The sequence below is a fragment of the Ensifer sp. 1H6 genome (assembly GCF_001976035.1).
GTDB classification, from domain to species: Bacteria; Pseudomonadota; Alphaproteobacteria; order Rhizobiales; family Rhizobiaceae; genus Ensifer; species Ensifer canadensis.
This window is the reverse complement of the sequence record NZ_MOAI01000008.1, coordinates 206,279-222,588: the sequence shown is the minus strand read 5'-3', so window position 1 is coordinate 222,588 and position 16,310 is coordinate 206,279. Positions and strand designations below refer to the sequence as shown.

At 61.9% G+C, this 16,310-nt stretch carries 13 protein-coding genes and 1 pseudogene; 11 read left to right on the top strand and 3 right to left on the bottom strand.

Annotation, left to right across the window (positions count from 1 at the left end):
* Positions 1-13 precede the first annotated feature (13 nt).
* Both BKP54_RS12405 and BKP54_RS12400 read left to right on the top strand, forming a co-directional pair.
* A complete protein-coding gene (locus BKP54_RS12405; protein ID WP_025425950.1) occupies positions 14-382 on the top strand; it encodes a hypothetical protein in 369 nt (122 codons plus the stop codon).
* Positions 383-946, top strand: coding sequence for a hypothetical protein (locus BKP54_RS12400; protein WP_025425951.1), 564 nt, complete (start codon positions 383-385; stop codon positions 944-946). It begins immediately after the preceding gene.
* 17 nt (positions 947-963) lie between these two features.
* Here the strand turns inward: BKP54_RS12400 and BKP54_RS12395 are convergent, their stop codons facing one another.
* The gene (locus BKP54_RS12395; RefSeq protein ID WP_025425952.1) at positions 964-1,953 is read right to left on the bottom strand and encodes a glycosyltransferase; all 990 of its coding nucleotides are present in this window, start codon (positions 1,951-1,953) and stop codon (positions 964-966) included.
* Between the two features lie 320 nt (positions 1,954-2,273).
* Here BKP54_RS12395 and BKP54_RS12390 point away from each other — a divergent pair, with 320 nt between their 5' ends.
* The 3 genes from BKP54_RS12390 to BKP54_RS12380 are packed head-to-tail and all read left to right on the top strand — an operon-like array spanning position 2,274 to position 5,085.
* Positions 2,274-3,332: a glycosyltransferase family 4 protein gene (locus tag BKP54_RS12390; RefSeq protein ID WP_084814480.1), complete on the top strand. Its 1,059-nt coding sequence runs from the start codon at positions 2,274-2,276 to the stop codon at positions 3,330-3,332.
* Positions 3,329-4,144 (top strand): WecB/TagA/CpsF family glycosyltransferase, encoded by an 816-nt coding sequence (locus BKP54_RS12385; protein ID WP_239637564.1) that lies wholly within the window; start codon positions 3,329-3,331, stop codon positions 4,142-4,144. Before BKP54_RS12390 ends, BKP54_RS12385 begins: the two co-directional genes overlap by 4 nt.
* The gene (locus BKP54_RS12380; RefSeq protein WP_025425955.1) at positions 4,138-5,085 is read left to right on the top strand and encodes a DUF6492 family protein; all 948 of its coding nucleotides are present in this window, start codon (positions 4,138-4,140) and stop codon (positions 5,083-5,085) included. Before BKP54_RS12385 ends, BKP54_RS12380 begins: the two co-directional genes overlap by 7 nt.
* On the opposite strand, the gene BKP54_RS12375 is transcribed toward BKP54_RS12380, so the two are convergent.
* Positions 5,029-6,294: a lipopolysaccharide biosynthesis protein gene (locus tag BKP54_RS12375; RefSeq protein WP_245317826.1), complete on the bottom strand. Its 1,266-nt coding sequence runs from the start codon at positions 6,292-6,294 to the stop codon at positions 5,029-5,031. The two genes, BKP54_RS12380 and BKP54_RS12375, sit on opposite strands and share 57 nt — an antisense overlap.
* 171 nt (positions 6,295-6,465) lie before the next feature.
* On the opposite strand from BKP54_RS12375, the gene BKP54_RS12370 reads away from it, so the two are divergent.
* The gene (locus BKP54_RS12370) at positions 6,466-8,487 is read left to right on the top strand and encodes a GumC family protein (RefSeq protein ID WP_025425957.1); all 2,022 of its coding nucleotides are present in this window, start codon (positions 6,466-6,468) and stop codon (positions 8,485-8,487) included.
* 197 nt (positions 8,488-8,684) lie between these two features.
* The gene (folD, locus tag BKP54_RS12365; protein WP_025425958.1) at positions 8,685-9,584 is read left to right on the top strand and encodes a bifunctional methylenetetrahydrofolate dehydrogenase/methenyltetrahydrofolate cyclohydrolase FolD; all 900 of its coding nucleotides are present in this window, start codon (positions 8,685-8,687) and stop codon (positions 9,582-9,584) included.
* A gap of 54 nt (positions 9,585-9,638) precedes the next feature.
* On the opposite strand, the gene BKP54_RS12360 is transcribed toward folD, so the two are convergent.
* Positions 9,639-10,670 (bottom strand): substrate-binding domain-containing protein, encoded by a 1,032-nt coding sequence (locus BKP54_RS12360; protein WP_025425959.1) that lies wholly within the window; start codon positions 10,668-10,670, stop codon positions 9,639-9,641.
* A gap of 290 nt (positions 10,671-10,960) precedes the next feature.
* Between BKP54_RS12360 and BKP54_RS12355 the strand changes: the two genes are divergently transcribed.
* The 4 genes and pseudogenes from BKP54_RS12355 (at position 10,961) to BKP54_RS12340 (ending at position 16,300) form a co-directional block, all read left to right on the top strand.
* A complete protein-coding gene (locus BKP54_RS12355; protein WP_025425960.1) occupies positions 10,961-12,319 on the top strand; it encodes an ABC transporter substrate-binding protein in 1,359 nt (452 codons plus the stop codon).
* A 139-nt stretch (positions 12,320-12,458) separates the two neighbouring features.
* Positions 12,459-13,469, top strand: a complete 1,011-nt coding sequence (locus BKP54_RS12350; protein WP_025425961.1) for a sugar ABC transporter permease — start codon at positions 12,459-12,461, stop codon at positions 13,467-13,469.
* A gap of 1 nt (position 13,470) precedes the next feature.
* Positions 13,471-14,618 (top strand): annotated as a pseudogene (locus BKP54_RS12345) (carbohydrate ABC transporter permease).
* 23 nt (positions 14,619-14,641) lie between these two features.
* Positions 14,642-16,300: an alpha-glucosidase family protein gene (locus BKP54_RS12340; RefSeq protein WP_107026830.1), complete on the top strand. Its 1,659-nt coding sequence runs from the start codon at positions 14,642-14,644 to the stop codon at positions 16,298-16,300.
* The last annotated feature ends 10 nt before the right edge of the window (positions 16,301-16,310 follow it).

The window sequence follows — 16,310 nt, the reverse complement described above, 5'->3', positions numbered from 1 at the left end:
TGGGAGTTCATTTATGGAAGCTGTGGCATCCAACGACGTCCGGATCCAGAACGTGCTTGGCCGGCTGGAAATGATCATCGACAATGAGAACAGCCGTATCGGCGTCGATCCGGAGTTCGATATCAAGACGTCGAACGCGCACAAGAGCCGTTGCCTCTACGAACTGACGATGCTGCACCGCGATACGCTGCCGGGCGAGTTTTCGCCGGCCTTCGCGTCGCAGACCCGTCACCTGCGCGACAAGCTCGAGATCAACTCGCAAAAGGTCGAAGCCCACCTCGACGCAGTGCGATCCGTCGTCGATCTGCTGAAGACCGCCGCCCAGGATGCAGATGCCGACGGCATCTATTCCGAAGCGCAGTTCCGCTATAGCGATTTCTGAATGCTCAAGCTCGTTCTCACCGGGGTTTGGGTCTGCGCCGTCACGCTCGGATCCGTCTATTATTCGATGCAGAGCGCCTCGGCGCCCGTCGTCTCGGATGCGGAAGCAACGCGGCGTGCATCGGAGCAATATGTTCCGGGAGAAATGATCACGGTTCCCGTCATCAAGGACGGCGCCGTACAGGGCTATTTCCTGACCAAGCTTTCCTTCTCGGCGACGAAGGAAGGCATCAACAATCTGCGCGCGCCGCTTCGCCAGATGGTCACCGACGAACTCTACGACATGCTGGTCGGTTCGAGGTTCATCGATGTCGGCGACACAGGCACGTTCGACCTGCCGACCTTCAAGTCGACGGTCAAGGATGGGCTCAACAAGAAGCTTGGCGGCGAGGTGATCACCGAGGTCCTCGTCGAACAGCTCGAATATCTGACCAAGGACGACGTCAAGCGCGTGGCCAACGGCCAGAACGTCCCGCGTCAGAAGCCGGTCGCCATCGTCGACAAGAACGGCAACGTCGCCAACGACAAGTTGCCGGAAGGCAGCATCAACGCCAGCACCCACTGATCGCCACTCAGCGGCGCTCAGTTCTTTTCGGGGTTGCGGTATTGTTCGTTGACCAGGCCGAACTCCGCCATCAGCCGCCCGACAGCCACATAGAAGTGGTAGAGACCGGCGGCGGCAAGACCGGTTTTTCTCCATAGTTTGATGCCGCGCGGGATAGCGGCGCCAAGCAGCGCAAGCGATTTGCCGAAGGTCTTCACCCGTCCGCCAAAGCTCGGATCCCGGCGGTGCTCGAGCATCGTCGAAATTGCCCCGTTTCTGAGGCTTCGCGCACGGATCCATGATGCGTTGGTGCGCCGTGCCGGCACCGTTTCCGCCACCCAGGCCTCCTTGGTCCAGGCGAACGAAAACCCCTTCTCCTTGCTGCGGCTGTAGAAGTCGGCGTCGCCGCCACCGATGAAGTTGAAAGCCGGGTCCAGAAACGGGCGCGGCATGGCGTCGAGAACCCGGCGCGTCACCAGCACGTTACCCGAAGAAAACAGGATAGGCACAGGTCCTGTCGTCTCATAATGGGGCGTAAACACCGGGTGCCGCTTCCACTTCTGCCCGCTCATATCCTCGAAAACCGGCAGCTGTGGACCGCCGACCATGTCCGCCTGGGTCGCTTGCTGTGCCGTGACGAGGCAATCGAGCCATTCGGGTGAGGCGATCTCGTCGTCGTCGATGATGGCAATGGCGCGCAGGTTGGGATAGGTTTCGAGCGCCATCGCCCAGCCGGCGTTGTAGGCGTAGCAGTTTCCACGCTGGTGGGCGATGATGACGATGGAGTCGGACGGGTGCCCGAGGAAGAAGTCCTTCGCCGCCGCAGCACCTGCCAGACCTTCATCGTCGTTCTCGATGACGACCGTGGCAAAGGCAACGTCAGGCCGTTGGGAAACAATGGTTTTCAGCGTCTTGATGACATGTTCCGGGCGCCGAAAGGTCGGTAGCACCACGACGAGTTCGATGTCACCGGCGTCTTCCAACTCGGTCCGGAAATAGACGGAAATATCCTGGCCGATAGACGTCATCGTGAAACCTGTGCAAGCGGATTGCTGGCAAGCACTAAAGCAAATCTTCCTAAACAGATGCTGAACCGGCAAAACGACTTTTGAATGAATGCTTTAAGCGGTCCTTCACCCCGCGCTGCTAAAGAAAGGCGCAATGCTCCATCCATGACGTGTGGCAAAATGCATCTGGTCCTGGTTTCCTCACTCGTTCCCGTAGACAATCCCGCCTCCGGTTTCGATATCGCCAATCGTGCGGTGCTTGACGGTCTGCTCGCGCTTGGCCATCGGGTCAGTGTCATCGGATTTCTGCAGCCCGGGCGGCGCCCGCGCCCGACTGCGAGATGCACCTGCTTGGCGAACTGGAAGTGACCAATGCCAAGGCTGGCCGCCTGCAAAAGCTGAGCTGGCTTGCGACCGCTTTTCTCAATCGCACCTCGGTGTCGTCAGCCAAGATGCTTGGCGTATCGGCGGGCCGGATCCAGTCGATCCTCGACGGGCTTGCACCCTTCGACGGTCTGGTCCTCAATTCCGTGCAACTGCCCGCGGCGTTCGCTCAAGTTTTCAGGTCCTATCCGTCGATCTATGTCGCTCACAATGTCGAGGCCGATTCCGCCCTGGAAAATGCCGAGCGTGCCAAGGGCCTTTTGGAGCGCTTCCTCTTTCGGCGCGAGGCGTTGTATCTCGAACGCTACGAACAGCAACTGGCGCAGAATGCCGTCGGATTGTGGACCTTCGCCGAGGCGGATCGTCTCGGTTTCGGTCGTGCTGTTTACGACCGGGCATTCGTGCTGCCGCTGGTTACCGGCTGGGACGCGCCGATTGTGCCTGATGTGCAGCGCCAGCACGACCTCGGCTTGATCGGCACCTGGAGCTGGCGGCCGAACCGGCTCGGCCTGGACTGGTTCCTGGATCAGGTCGTGCCCCATCTTCCCCAGGACATGTCGATCGCGATCGCCGGGCAACTGGATGGAGCGCCTGTCGTTTCGCATCCGGGCATTCGTTTCGTTGGTCGCGTGCCGGACGCCCGCGCCTTCGTTGCGGCCAGTGCCGTCGTGCCGCTGATCAGCCGTGGCGGCACGGGGGTACAGCTGAAAAGTATCGAGACGTTCGAGCTCGGCATGCCGTCGGTTGCCACGCAGGCTTCGTTGCGTGGCATCGAGACGATCCCGGAAAATTGCACGCCGACCGACGATCCCCGGGAGTTTGCCCGCCTGCTGGTGGAAAAGGTCGCCCACGCGCGCGCCGGCCTTTCGCAGCGCCTGGACGGCGCAGCGTTCCACCGGACTCAAAAGGCCAGGATGATGCAGGTCATGCTGGATGTGTTGCCCGGCCTTGCCGCAAATGACGCAAGCGCCCAGGTTCGACCACGATTGAAGGTCCACGACGGAGGCCGGTCGTGACCATATCTGTCGCCGCCTCGAACGTTGCGGTATCGCAGCGCATGATCCTGGGCATGCCGGTCGCCGATCTCGGCTGGGCGAGCGCTTTCGCCTTTGCCAACGACGCGGTTTCTCGCAGCAGTGGACAGGTGAGTCTTGCCTTTCTCAATGCGAACAACGCCAACCTGATGTTGAAGGACACCGAATATCGGGATGTGCTGCGCCGCCAGATCGTATTTCCCGATGGCCACGGCGTCGATATCGCTTCCTATTTGTTCCATGGAGGCATGTTCCCGGCCAATCTCAACGGCACCGATTTCGTTCCGGCCTTGCTGACCTACCTCGATCGGCCGATGCGGATCGCGATGATCGGCGCGCGGCCGGACGTATTGGCGCGCGCGGCCGAGAACTTTCGCAAACACGCGCCTTGGCACGAATTCCTGCCTGTTTCGGACGGTTTCTTCGATCGCAGCCGGTCGCGCGAACTGCTCGCCGACGTGCGGGCTCTGAGAGCCGATATTCTTCTCGTGGCAATGGGCAGCCCGATGCAGGAGAAATGGGTCGATACCTATGTCGGCCCGCAGGATGCACGGCTGGTGATCACCGTCGGCGCATTGTTCGATTTCGTCGCTCAGGAGTTCCCGCGTGCGCCGAAGCTTCTGCGCAAGCTGCGGCTCGAATGGTTCTACCGGCTGGCTCTTGAGCCGAAGCGCATGTGGCGCCGCTATGTCCTCGGCAACCCGCTGTTCCTGCTGCGTGTATTCCTGCACAAGCTGACGGGCCGCGCTCGAAAAAGCGTCGGCAACTCCAGCCTCGGAGCGCGAAAATGCTGACCGAGCCCTCCAGGCGAACCGCTGTTGTCACTGCGTCCTACGCCAATGATTTCGAGCGCTGCCGCCTGATGTGCGAAAGCATGGATCGGCGGCTGCAGGGCGATTGGGTGCACTATCTGCTCGTCGCCGATTTCGACGTCACGCTTTTCCGGCAACTCGAAGGATCGCGGCGGCAGGTCATCGACGAGCGCGATCTTCTGCCCTGGTGGCTGCGTCCCGTCACCGACCCGCTCTCGGGCGGGCGCCGCAAGATCTGGCTGAGCCCCTTTGGCCTACCACTGCGCGGCTGGCACGTTCAGCAGCTTCGACGTCTGGCGCTTGCCCGCCATATCGATGAGGCGGCGATGTTCGCGGTCGATTCCGATGTCGTCTTCCTTCGCGACTTCGACCCCGCCACACTCTGGCGGGACGGCCGACTGACGCTTTACCGCAAGGATGCGGCGATTGACGCAAATATGCGCTCCAATCATCTGGCATGGCTTGCGCATTCCGATCGGCTTCTCGGTATCGGCCCCTATGCGCTGCCGGCCAACGATTACATCAATACGTTGATCGCCTGGCGCAACGACACATGCCGCAAGCTCGTCGACCATGTTGAAGCGCTGCATGGCCGCAACTGGGTTCGAGCGGTGACAAAAACACGCGCCTTTTCCGAATGCACGATCTATGGCCGCTTCGTCGACGAGGTTATGGGCGGGCAGGGGCACAAGCCCTCATCCGATGCACTTTGCCACGTGCTCTGGTTCGACGACAGTTATCGGCAGGGCATTGCCGGCCTCAGGGATTTCCTAAGGGATATGGCCCCGCACCAGATCGGCATCGGCGTCCAGTCGTTCGTCGGCCACGATCTCGACGATATCCGCAAAGCTGTGGTCGAACTCGCGTCAGATGACCCGGTTGGCCGGCTTGCTCAGCGCGGTATAGGTCAGGCCGAAGGATAGCAAATACAAAACCAGGAAGATCAGGTTGAGCGATGGCGCCCACTCGGCAACATCCGTGGTCGTCGTCAGCAGCATCCCAAGCAACCCCACTTTCACCACGCCCGCGACCAGCAGGTTGGCCATGCGCCGCACGGTGCGGCCGGTCGCATAGAGCAGTTCCGAATGATACTCGATCAGATTGCGGAACGATGGTACCAGCAGGATCATCGCCACGATCGGTGCTGCAGCCGAAACGTTATGGCCCAGACCGTTCGGGAAAACGTAAAGATAAACGGCCATTGCAGCGATGGCGACAAACGAGGCGGCAGCCACGGCAAACTCGATCGATAGGCGAACGGGCCAGCGGGCGATCGCATCGGGTGTGCGCATGATCCGCTGGACGAGCAGCGTGTTGAACGAGCGCACCGGCAGGGCGGTCAGATCGGCAAGCCGCATCAGGATCGCATAGATGCCGGATACGGCCGGGCCGCCGATCGCCAGCACGGCGATCTTGTCAAACTCCGACTGAATGTAGAAGAGGATTTCGGCGCCTGCGACCGAGACCGAATCGCCCCAGCGGCGGAAGTAGAGCCGGGGCTGCCAGCGAAGACGCACCCTTGGGTAAAACAGTACGAGAGCGATGACGAGGCTGATGGCGTTGGCGGCGAGATAGAACTGCGACCAGGCGCCAAGCGTGTTGACCTGAAGCAGCGCAAACAGCAGCGCCGCCGCCGTGCGGATTGCCGTGGCGATGACCACGAGCAGAGCGCCGCGGCCGAAGCGGCCGAGGCCGTTGAGAACGATGACCGCCGTTTCGAGCCCGCGCCAACAGATGATCTCGGCCGCCATGAAGGCCGCAAAGGTGCCGGCCGACATGTCGCGTGAAAAAAGCGCGATGAAGGTGCCGACGCAGATCAGTGCGATCACCGGCAGGGAAAGCAGCGCGCCGACGAGAAACCCGGCGCTATAGGTACCCACCAGCAGCGGTTTCACCGTCGCCACGCGGTAGAGCGGCGACATGAAGCCGAAGGCAAGTGCGCGCGAGATCATGATGCCGGCGGCGGACGCCGTGGCAAAGAGACCGAAATCGGCGATGGAAAGCGTGTTGGCAACAGCGATAAAATACGCAAGCGACAACACGAGCCGCCCCGCCGAACCCCCCGTCATCGAGAGATAGGCGTGAACAAGCGCCCTGTGGCGAAGATAAAGCGCTTTGATGCGGTGGTGCACGATCGAACTTCCAGGAGTCTCTCCCGTCATAGGCGGGAAAGCTTAATAAGGCGTGAGATCGCCCGTTTCTGGGGTTGGTTCTTTCTCCAAAATTAACCATTTGTTTTCCCTGTTTCCTTAGGTTGAATTCACTATTCGGAATTCGCCATCTCGGCAGCCGCGGGATAAGTCATGTTCAACGTCGACGACGAAAAACGCCCGGTTCCGCGTGCATCGTTGCTCGATATCGCAGCAGGGGGCCCGCGGGTCTCGGCGCGCGCGCAAAAGCCCGACGCCAAAGGCCGAGGATCCGCCGGCTCGTCGTTGCTCGACCGCTTTGTCGAGGCCGATCAAGCGGCTACACAGCCGGGCTATGCCGCGTCGCGGCATGCAGCTCGCGCGACACCCCAACCCAAGATACCGTCGGCACTGAGCGGTCCGGCTACTCGGCCGCAGCGTGGCCTTGGCGGTGCGGACGGCAAGATTGCCCGGTGGCTGGCCGGTCGGGATGCGGACGACGCCTCCGACGGTTCGGGTGGAGATGCATTGCTGCCACCCGGTGACAGACCGCTCGTCGACATCAAGGCCGTGCTTCGCTCCGTCTGGCAGGTTCGTTTCGTCATTGCCGCCACGACGATACTCGGCGCCGTCGCCGGCGTCGCGATCGCCCTGTCGACACCCAGCATCTATCTCTCGGAGAGCAGGCTCTATATCGACCCGCGCGAGGTGCGGCTGACGGATTCCGATCTCTCCAAGCAGTCGCTGGCGACGGAAGCCATTCTTGCGCTTGTCGACAGCCAGCTCGAGGTTCTGCGCTCGCGCACCGTGATGGAGAAGGTCGCACGTGATCTCGATCTGCAGAACGATGCCGAGTTTTCAGGAACTGGCGCGGCGGAAGGCGAAGTCTCGCCGCGCACCCTGCAGAAACTGAGCGACGCCATCCGCGTCTGGCGCGATCCCAAGACCTTCATCGTCATCGTCGAAGCGCAGAGCCGAAGCCCGGAGAGATCGGCGCTGATCGTCAACCGCCTGGTCGAAACCTTTCTGGGCGAGGAGACGGCGGCACAGTCCGGCTTCTTCCAGAAGACCACCGCGGCGCTCGATCAGCGTATCTCCGAACTCAAGGCCGAACTCGATACCGCTGAAAAGGCGATCGAGGAATACAAGGCGCGCAACGATATCGTCGGCGCCGGCGGCGAGCTGATCGCCGACAAACAACTGCTCAGCCTCAGCGATCAGGTCGCTGCTGCGCGCAACCGGATCGCCGAAGCAAAGGCGAAGGCCGACGTGTCCGGCAAGGTCCGGCTCGATGACGTGCTGACCGGCGCCTTTCCGGAGGAAGTCAGCTCGATGGCGCTCGCCGAGCTGCGCAAGCAATATGCGGCGACCAGGGCGCAGTTGAGCTCGCTCGATGCAAGCCTCGGTCCCCGTCACCCGCAGCGCATTGCCGCCGTACAGTCGCTTGAATCCTCCCGCGCCGAGATCGCCAATGAGCTGCGGCGCATTGCGGCCACCGCCCAGACCGAACTCGATCGTGCCGAGAGTGCGGAGCGGGATCTGGTCCGGCAGTTCGCAGCGCAGAAGGCCCGCCAGATCAATTCGTCCGGCGAGATGGTCGAGCTGCGCGAACTGGAGCGAAATGCTGCCGCGACCCGCGAAATCTACGAGTCCTTCCTGAAGCGCGCCAGCGAAACGCGCGAGGAAGAAAAGCTGACGGCCAAGAACATCCGCGTCGTTTCGCGGGCGGAGCCTGCGTTGCAGCCCAAGGGGCCGTCGCGCAAGATCATCGTCATCGGCGCAACGCTTGCGGGCTTTTTCGCCGGTTTCGGTCTCGGTATCCTGCTCGGCATCTATCGCAGCCTGAACGGGTTGTTTGTCGGCCCGAGGGGTGCGCCGCCGGAGACTGTCGACCCGGATCCGCCAGAGCCGGGCACCGACCCGGAACCGGGGCCTGGCGCGCGCAATGAGCAAGAAATGAAGGCGCGCGAACCGGATCTGCCGCCGCCATTCTCGCCAGCAGCCCACCATGCGCAGTCGCTGGCTGCCGCCTATCTCGCTTCGCGCGAGCTGGCAAGCCAGGCTTCCCCGACAAGGCCGTCGCCCCTGGCTATCGAGCCCGAGGACGATCTCGGCATCGCCAAGGTGCAGGACGATCTTCGCGCGCTCAGGTCGCGCGTCGAGAGCTACTCCCGCCAGAAGGTCGCGCGTCGCTGAACCTCAGCATCTGCGAAGAACGAGCAGGCAGCCTTTCAGTGATGAGAGGAAATGTCGCGGCCTGCGCTGCAAACGTGCATCTGGCCATGCCGACCCCTTGCATTTATGCGTTTGGGACAGCATAGGGCGCTTTGAGGCAATCGCCTTTCCCGAGGCGAATTAGAGTGTCCCGCGAACAGGAAGCCAGGAGGAATGCCGTGACGACTGTGATTGATGGCAAGCAGGTTGCCGCTTCGGTTATCGAGGCCGTGAAATCCGCGACACAGGCGCTCGAAACTGATGCGGGCGTGCGCCCCGGTCTCGCGGTCGTGATCGTCGGCAATGATCCGGCAAGCCATGCCTATGTCTCTTCGAAGAGCAAGATGGCCAAGGAATGCGGTTTTCAGTCGGTCCAGCACACCTTGCCTGAAGAAACGACCCAGGAAGATCTGGCGGCGTTGGTTGCCAAGCTCAATGCGGACGCCGCCATCCACGGCATTCTGGTCCAGCTGCCGCTACCGAAGCATCTGAACTCCGAACCGATCATCCAGTCGATCCTGCCGGAAAAGGACGTGGACGGCCTGCACGTCGTCAACGCCGGCAAGCTTGCGACCGGCGATCTCGAAGGCGGTCTGGTTTCCTGCACGCCCGCCGGCGCGATGGTATTCGTGCGCCAGACCCATGGCGAAGACCTTTCGGGCCTGAATGCGGTGGTTATCGGCCGCTCGAACCTTTTCGGCAAACCGATGGCGGCCCTGCTTCTTGCCGCCAATGCGACCGTAACGACGGCCCATTCGCGCACCAGGGATCTGCCGGCAGTCTGCCGCAATGCCGATATTCTCGTGGCGGCTGTCGGTCGTGCGGAAATGGTCAAGGCGGATTGGGTCAAGCCCGGCGCCACCGTCATCGATGTCGGCATCAATCGCGTGTCCGCGCCGGAAAAGGGCGAAGGCAAATCCAAGCTCGTCGGTGACGTTGCATTTTCCGAAGTGGAAAAGGTCGCGGGCGTCATCACGCCGGTACCGGGCGGCGTCGGTCCGATGACCATCGCCATGCTGATGGCAAACACCGTCATCGCTGCCTATCGCAAGGCGGGTCGCAAGCCGCCGCGCTTCTGATCAGCGCAAATTGGTATCCGTCGATATCTGACGCGCCGCCTCTGCGGCGCGTTTTCATTTCTGCGGAGCGGGGCCAGTCGAGGCGCGGACGATCAATTCGGCGCGCCAGAGTTCCTGGTCGGGATAATCGCCGCTCTTGAGGATGCCTGCAATCAGTCGGGTCGCGATGCGCCCGCCGGCTGCCCGGAGCGACGACCGCGTCGTCGTCAGCGGCACGCTGAAATTCTCCGGCTTCAGCATCGGCAGCACATCGTCATGCGCGATCAGCGAGATGTCGCGGCCCATCGCCAGTCCCGCCTGGTTGATCGCCCTGACGGCGCCAAGCGCCAGCACGGTGCTTGAACAGAGCACCGCGGTCGGCGCGTCGGGCTGCTGCAGGAAGCGCTGCATGCTGCGATATCCGTGTTCGTCGGTCATAAGCGAGTGGTGGACGAGGGTTTCGTCGAGGTTGAGCCCATGCTCGGCCAGCGCCCGGGCCATGCCCTTATGGCGGCGGATGGAAAAGGTCAGGTAGTCGGGTCCGTTGATCAGCGCAATCCGCTGATGCCCGAGCTGGATCAGCAGCCGTGTCGCGTCATAGAAGGCGCCGGTGTTGTCGATGTCGAGGAAAGGATAGTCCCGTGCCTCGCCGATCGAGCGCCCATGGACGACAAAGGGCATCGACAGCGATTTGAGCATCGCGATGCGCGGGTCGTTGGCGCGCATATAGGCGAGGAACAGTGCGTCGACGTTGCCGCTGGCGGCCAGGCGCTGGAAGGTCGCCTCCTCGTCTTCCGGCGCGCTCGGATTGAGCACGAAATGGAAGTCGTGCTTGACCGCTTCCTCGCCGAGGCCCGCGAGGAATTCGCCGAAATGCACGTCGGAATCGATGCCGGCCGCTATCGGCATGACCATGCCGATCGAATAGGCCTTGCCGGTAGCGAGGCGCTGGGCGGCCCGGTTCGGCCGATAGCCCGTTTCGCGCACGGCCTGCAGCACGCGTTGGCGGGTTTCCGCATTGACTTCCGGGTAGCCGTTCAGCGCCCGGCTGACTGTCGTCTGCGACAGGCCGAGCAGTTCCGCGAGCTGCTTGAGATTGACCGCCATGGTCAATTTCCCTCCCAAAGCGCTTTGAATATCCGTATGATTTTTATGGTTTGATCCAGCGCCCTCGAATTCTGTAACACTCGTTTTTCATCATACAAAGCGGAATTAGCCGACTTCGCGCTGCAAAAAGTTGCCGCAAAGCAAAATACTGTCGGCAGAAGGCCGGTGAATCGAAAGCTCTTGACTCCTGGAGTGTCGGAATGGTTTGTTAGCAAACTCAAAGCGCTTTGAATTTTGCGCGTTGATGATCTGCCCGGCGGGATCCGGGTTCATCTTGGGAGGAGAACACCGTGAAGAGATCATTTCTGTTGAGCGTGGCTGCGCTGGCGCTGTTTGCGGGCGCTGCCGGCGCTGCGGATCTGAAGTTCAAGCCTGGCGAAGATTCCAAATTCAACTGGGCGAGCTTCGAGGAATTCAAGAAGGGTCACGACCTCAAGGGGCAGACGCTGACGATCTTCGGACCCTGGCGCGGCGAGGACGAAGCGCTCTTCAAGAGCGTCTATGCCTATTTCGTCGAGGCGACCGGCGTCGAGCTCAAATATTCGTCCTCTGAAAACTACGAACAGCAGATCGTCATCGACACCCAGGCCGGCAGCCCGTCCGATATTTCCATCCTGCCGCAGCCGGGCCTGATTGGCGACTTGGCGTCCAAGGGCTACCTGACGCCGCTCGGCGATGATACTCAGAAGTGGCTGCTCGACAATTATGCGGCCGGCCAGTCCTGGGTCGATCTCTCGACCTACAAGGGCAAGGACGGTAACGCCGCCCTCTATGCCTTCCCCTACAAGATCGACGTGAAGTCGCTGGTCTGGTATTCGCCTGAGAACTTCGAGGACGCCGGCTACGAAGTGCCGAAGACCATGGAAGAGCTGAAGGCGCTTACCGAGAAGATCGCCGCTGATGGCCAGAAGCCCTGGTGCATTGGCCTCGGCTCGGGCGGCGCGACCGGTTGGCCGGCCACCGACTGGGTGGAAGACATGATGCTGCGCACGCAGCCGGCCGATGTCTACGACAAGTGGGTCAAGAACGAGATCCCGTTCAACGATCCGGCAGTCGTCGGCGCGATCGACGAGTTCGGCTGGTTTGCCAAGAACGACAAGTTCGTCGACGGCGGCGCGGCAGCGGTCGCGTCCTCCGACTTCCGCGACAGCCCGAAGGGGCTCTTCGCGTCGCCGCCGAAGTGCTACCTGCATCACCAGGCTTCGTTCATTCCGTCGTTCTTCCCTGAGGGCACGGTGATCGGCGAGGATGCCGACTTCTTCTACATGCCGCCTTATGACAGCAAGAAGGATCTCGGCAATCCGGTTCTCGGTGCCGGCACGCTGGCGATGATCACCAAGGACACGCCGGCGGCACGCGCCTTCATCGAGTTCCTGAAGACACCGATCGCGCATGAAGTCTGGATGGCGCAGACGAGCTTCCTGACGCCCTACAAGAGCGTCAACGTCGATGCCTACGGCAACCCGCCGCTGAAGAAGCAGGGCGAGATCCTGCTGAATGCGACGACCTTCCGCTTCGACGGCTCCGACCTGATGCCCGGCAAGATCGGCGCGGGCGCCTTCTGGACCGGCATGGTCGATTTCGTCGGCGGCAAGTCCGCTTCCGACGTTGCCGACAGCGTTCAGAAGGCCTGGGACGCCATCAAGTAAAAATGGACGACGGGCGGCGATTGCGCCGCCCGTCCTGTCCTTGGGTCCGTTGAACGCTTGGCGCGGCAGGGCCCCAACGAGAACGGCGACAATCGCCATGCCCTGCACGCAAAGTGCATTTCAGGGGGAGGGACATGTCATGCAACAGCTCGTCTTTGCCGTAGGAACGATGGTGGCCGGGGTTCTCGGCTGCGCCGCCTACTTCTGGGGAACCAGCTTCATTCTCGATCTGATTTTCCCATCGAAGGGGAGATCTGGTGTCGAGGCGTCGCGCAACCTGCGCATCACCAATGCCATCCGGCCATGGCTGTTTCTCGCCCCGGCGCTGTTCGCGTTGACGATCTACCTCATCTACCCCGTGATCATGTCGGTCTGGTTCAGCCTGCATGACCGCGCCGGACAAAACTTCGTCGGTGCCAGTAACTACGTCTGGATGCTGAACGACGGAGAGTTTCGCCAGTCGATCTTCAACAACTTCCTCTGGCTGCTGGTGGTGCCGGCGCTCGCGACCTTCTTCGGGCTGGTCATCGCCGCTTTGACCGACCGCATCTGGTGGGGCAACATCGCCAAGACGCTGATCTTCATGCCGATGGCGATCTCCTTCGTCGGCGCCGCCGTCATCTGGAAGTTCATCTATGATTATCGCGCCGAGGGCACGGAGCAGATCGGCCTCCTGAACGCGATCGTCGTTGCCTTCGGTGGCGATCCTCAGGCCTGGATCACGCTGCCTTTCTGGAACAACTTCTTCCTCATGGCCATCCTGGTCTGGATCCAGACCGGCTTCGCCATGGTGATCCTCTCGGCCGCCCTGCGCGGTATCCCGGAAGAGACGGTCGAGGCCGCCGTGATCGACGGCGCCAACGGCTGGCAGATCTTCTTCAAGATCATGGTGCCGCAGATCTGGGGCACGATCGCCGTCGTCTGGACGACGATCACTATTCTGGTCCTCAAGGTGTTCGATATCGTTCTGGCGATGACCAACGGGCAATGGCAGAGCCAGGTGCTCGCCAATCTCATGTTCGACTGGATGTTCCGCGGCGGCGGCGACTTTGGGCGCGGTGCGGCGATCGCCGTCGTCATCATGGTCCTCGTCATCCCGATCATGATCTGGAACATCCGCAATGCGGCCAAAGAAATGAAGGGGCACTGAGATGAACCCGGCGACACGCTCCCCTCTCACCTGGGCCGTACATCTATCTGTTCTTCTCCTGGTCGCCCTCTGGACGCTGCCGACCGCCGGCCTGTTGATCTCGTCGCTGCGCGACAAGGATCAGCTCGCGGTTTCCGGCTGGTGGACGGCACTGTCGACTTCGACCCAGAATATCGTCGCCCGCGCGCCGGGTGCCGATACCCAGGTCGAACGCGACGGCAAGTTCGTGATCTCGGGCGACGTGCTTGAAGGCACCTCTGCCGGTGAGGTTTCCGCCTTCGGCTTTTCGAGCCAAAAGCCGACCGCCTTCAAGCCTGGCGAAACTGCTGAGCTCAACGACGGCGAGAAGCTGACCGTCCAGGCCGATGGTAGCTTCGAGATCGTCTCGGACGCGAAGATGGAAGGCTCGCGCGGCCAGCGCATCTTCTTCACCGCCGCCGTTCCGCCGCGCTTCACCTTCGACAATTACGTCGAAGTGCTGAGCGCCGAAGGCATCGGCGCTTCCTTCATCAACTCGCTGACGGTCGCCATTCCTTCGACGATCATCCCGATCCTGATTGCGGCCTTCGCCGCCTATGCGCTCGCCTGGATGCCGTTTCCGGGGCGCGCGATCCTGATTGCGGTCGTCGTCGGCCTGCTCGTCGTGCCACTGCAGATGTCGCTGATCCCGCTTCTGAAACTCTATAACGGCGTCGGCGCCTTCTTCGGCGTGCCGGCCAAGACCTATGTCGGCATCTGGCTCGCCCATACCGGTTTCGGCCTGCCGCTGGCGATCTATCTCCTGCGCAATTACATGGCCGGCCTGCCGCGCGAGATCATGGAATCCGCACGCGTCGACGGCGCCAGCGACTTCGACATCTTCGTCAAGATCATCCTGCCGCTGTCGTTCCCGGCGCTGGCGTCCTTCGCGATCTTCCAGTTCCTGTGGACCTGGAACGACCTGCTCGTCGCCATCGTCTTCCTCGGCGCGGCCAGGATGAACTGGTCCTCACCGGCCGGCTGGTCAATCTCTTGGGTTCTCGCGGCGGCAATTGGGAAATCCTGACCGCCTCCGCCTTCATCACCATCGTCGTCCCCCTGATCGTGTTCTTCAGCCTGCAGCGCTACCTCGTGCGCGGCCTGCTGGCGGGATCGGTCAAGGGTGGTTGACCTCACAGGGACTTCTGAACGGAATGAGCATGACTGAAATGAGCGAATCCATTTTGCAGGCCGACAAGGATTGGTGGCGAGGCGCGGTGATCTATCAGATCTATCCGCGCTCCTACCAGGACTCCAACGGCGACGGCATCGGCGATTTGAAGGGCATCACCGCCCGCCTGCCGCATGTCGCCTCGCTCGGCGCCGATGCTATCTGGATATCGCCCTTCTTCACCTCGCCGATGAAGGATTTCGGCTACGACGTTTCGAACTATACCGACGTCGACGGGATCTTCGGCAATCTCGCCGATTTCGATGCGCTGATCGCCGAGGCGCATCGGCTCGGTATCCGGGTGATGATCGACCTCGTTCTGTCCCATACCTCGGACCAGCATCCCTGGTTCGTCGAGAGCCGCGCCAGCCGGGCGAACGCCAAGGCGGACTGGTACGTCTGGGCAGACTCGAAACCCGATGGAACGCCGCCGAACAACTGGCTGTCGATCTTCGGCGGCTCGGCCTGGGCCTGGGATCCGACGCGGCTGCAATATTACTTGCACAACTTCCTGACCTCGCAGCCGGACCTCAACCTGCACAATCCTGATGTGCAGGAGGCGCTTTTGGGCGTCGAGCGCTTCTGGCTGGAGCGCGGCGTCGATGGCTTCCGCCTCGACACCATCAACTTCTATTTCCACGACAAACAGCTGCGCGACAATCCGGCGCTGGCGCCGGAGCGGCGCAACGCCTCCACTGCACCGGCGGTCAACCCGTATAATTATCAGGAACATCTCTACGACAAGAACCAGCCGGAGAACCTTGCGTTCCTGAAGCGGTTCCGTGCTGTCATGGACGAGTTTCCGGCAATCGCGGCGGTCGGCGAAGTCGGCGACAGCCAGCGTGGTCTCGAGATCGCCGGCGAGTACACCTCCGGCGGCGACAAGATGCACATGTGCTACGCCTTCGAGTTCCTGGCGCCCGACGCTCTGACACCGGCGCGTGTCGCCGAGGTTCTGCGCGACTTTCACAAGGCGGCGCCGGAGGGCTGGGCCTGCTGGGCCTTTTCCAACCACGACGTCGTTCGCCATGTCAGTCGCTGGGGCGATGGCGTTGCCGATCGCGACGCGCACGCCAAGCTGCTGGCAAGCCTGCTGATGTCGCTGCGCGGCTCGGTCTGCATCTATCAGGGCGAGGAATTGGCTCTCACCGAAGCCGAGCTTGCCTTCGAGGATCTGAAGGATCCCTACGGCATTCAGTTCTGGCCCGACTTCAAGGGGCGCGACGGCTGCCGCACGCCGATGGTCTGGGATAGCACTGCTGCCAATGGCGGCTTCGGCGATGCCAAACCCTGGCTGCCGGTGCCGGCCGAACACCTGAACCGGGCGGTCTCCGCGCAGAAGGATGACACCGCTTCGGTCATGGAGCACTATCGACGCTTCCTGCAGTTCAGAAAGGCGCATCCGGCCTTTGCCAAAGGCGAGATCGAGTTCCGCAGCACCGATGCGCCCGTGCTTGCCTTCGTGCGCAGCCACGGCAACGAGAAGCTCTTCTGCGCATTCAACATGAGCGGTACGGCCGCTACGGTTGATTTGCCGAAGGAGCCAGTGGAAGCGCTTGACGGCCATGGTTTTACGGCCGAGATCAAGAACGACAAGGTCAATCTTCCAGCCTGGAGCGCATTCTTCGCGCGGCTGGTTTGAGACAACGACA

Bases quoted from the DNA above. Each gene is read 5' to 3' on its own strand.
- BKP54_RS12340 (WP_107026830.1), top strand. From the start codon at position 14,642: ATGAGCATGACTGAAATGAGCGAATCCATTTTGCAGGCCGACAAGGAT.
- BKP54_RS12370 (WP_025425957.1), top strand. From the start codon at position 6,466: ATGTTCAACGTCGACGACGAAAAACGCCCGGTTCCGCGTGCATCGTTG.
- BKP54_RS12360 (WP_025425959.1), bottom strand. From the start codon at position 10,670: ATGGCGGTCAATCTCAAGCAGCTCGCGGAACTGCTCGGCCTGTCGCAG.
- BKP54_RS12400 (WP_025425951.1), top strand. From the start codon at position 383: ATGCTCAAGCTCGTTCTCACCGGGGTTTGGGTCTGCGCCGTCACGCTC.
- BKP54_RS12405 (WP_025425950.1), top strand. From the start codon at position 14: ATGGAAGCTGTGGCATCCAACGACGTCCGGATCCAGAACGTGCTTGGC.
- BKP54_RS12350 (WP_025425961.1), top strand. From the start codon at position 12,459: ATGCAACAGCTCGTCTTTGCCGTAGGAACGATGGTGGCCGGGGTTCTC.
- BKP54_RS12380 (WP_025425955.1), top strand. From the start codon at position 4,138: ATGCTGACCGAGCCCTCCAGGCGAACCGCTGTTGTCACTGCGTCCTAC.
- BKP54_RS12390 (WP_084814480.1), top strand. From the start codon at position 2,274: ATGCACCTGCTTGGCGAACTGGAAGTGACCAATGCCAAGGCTGGCCGC.
- BKP54_RS12395 (WP_025425952.1), bottom strand. From the start codon at position 1,953: ATGACGTCTATCGGCCAGGATATTTCCGTCTATTTCCGGACCGAGTTG.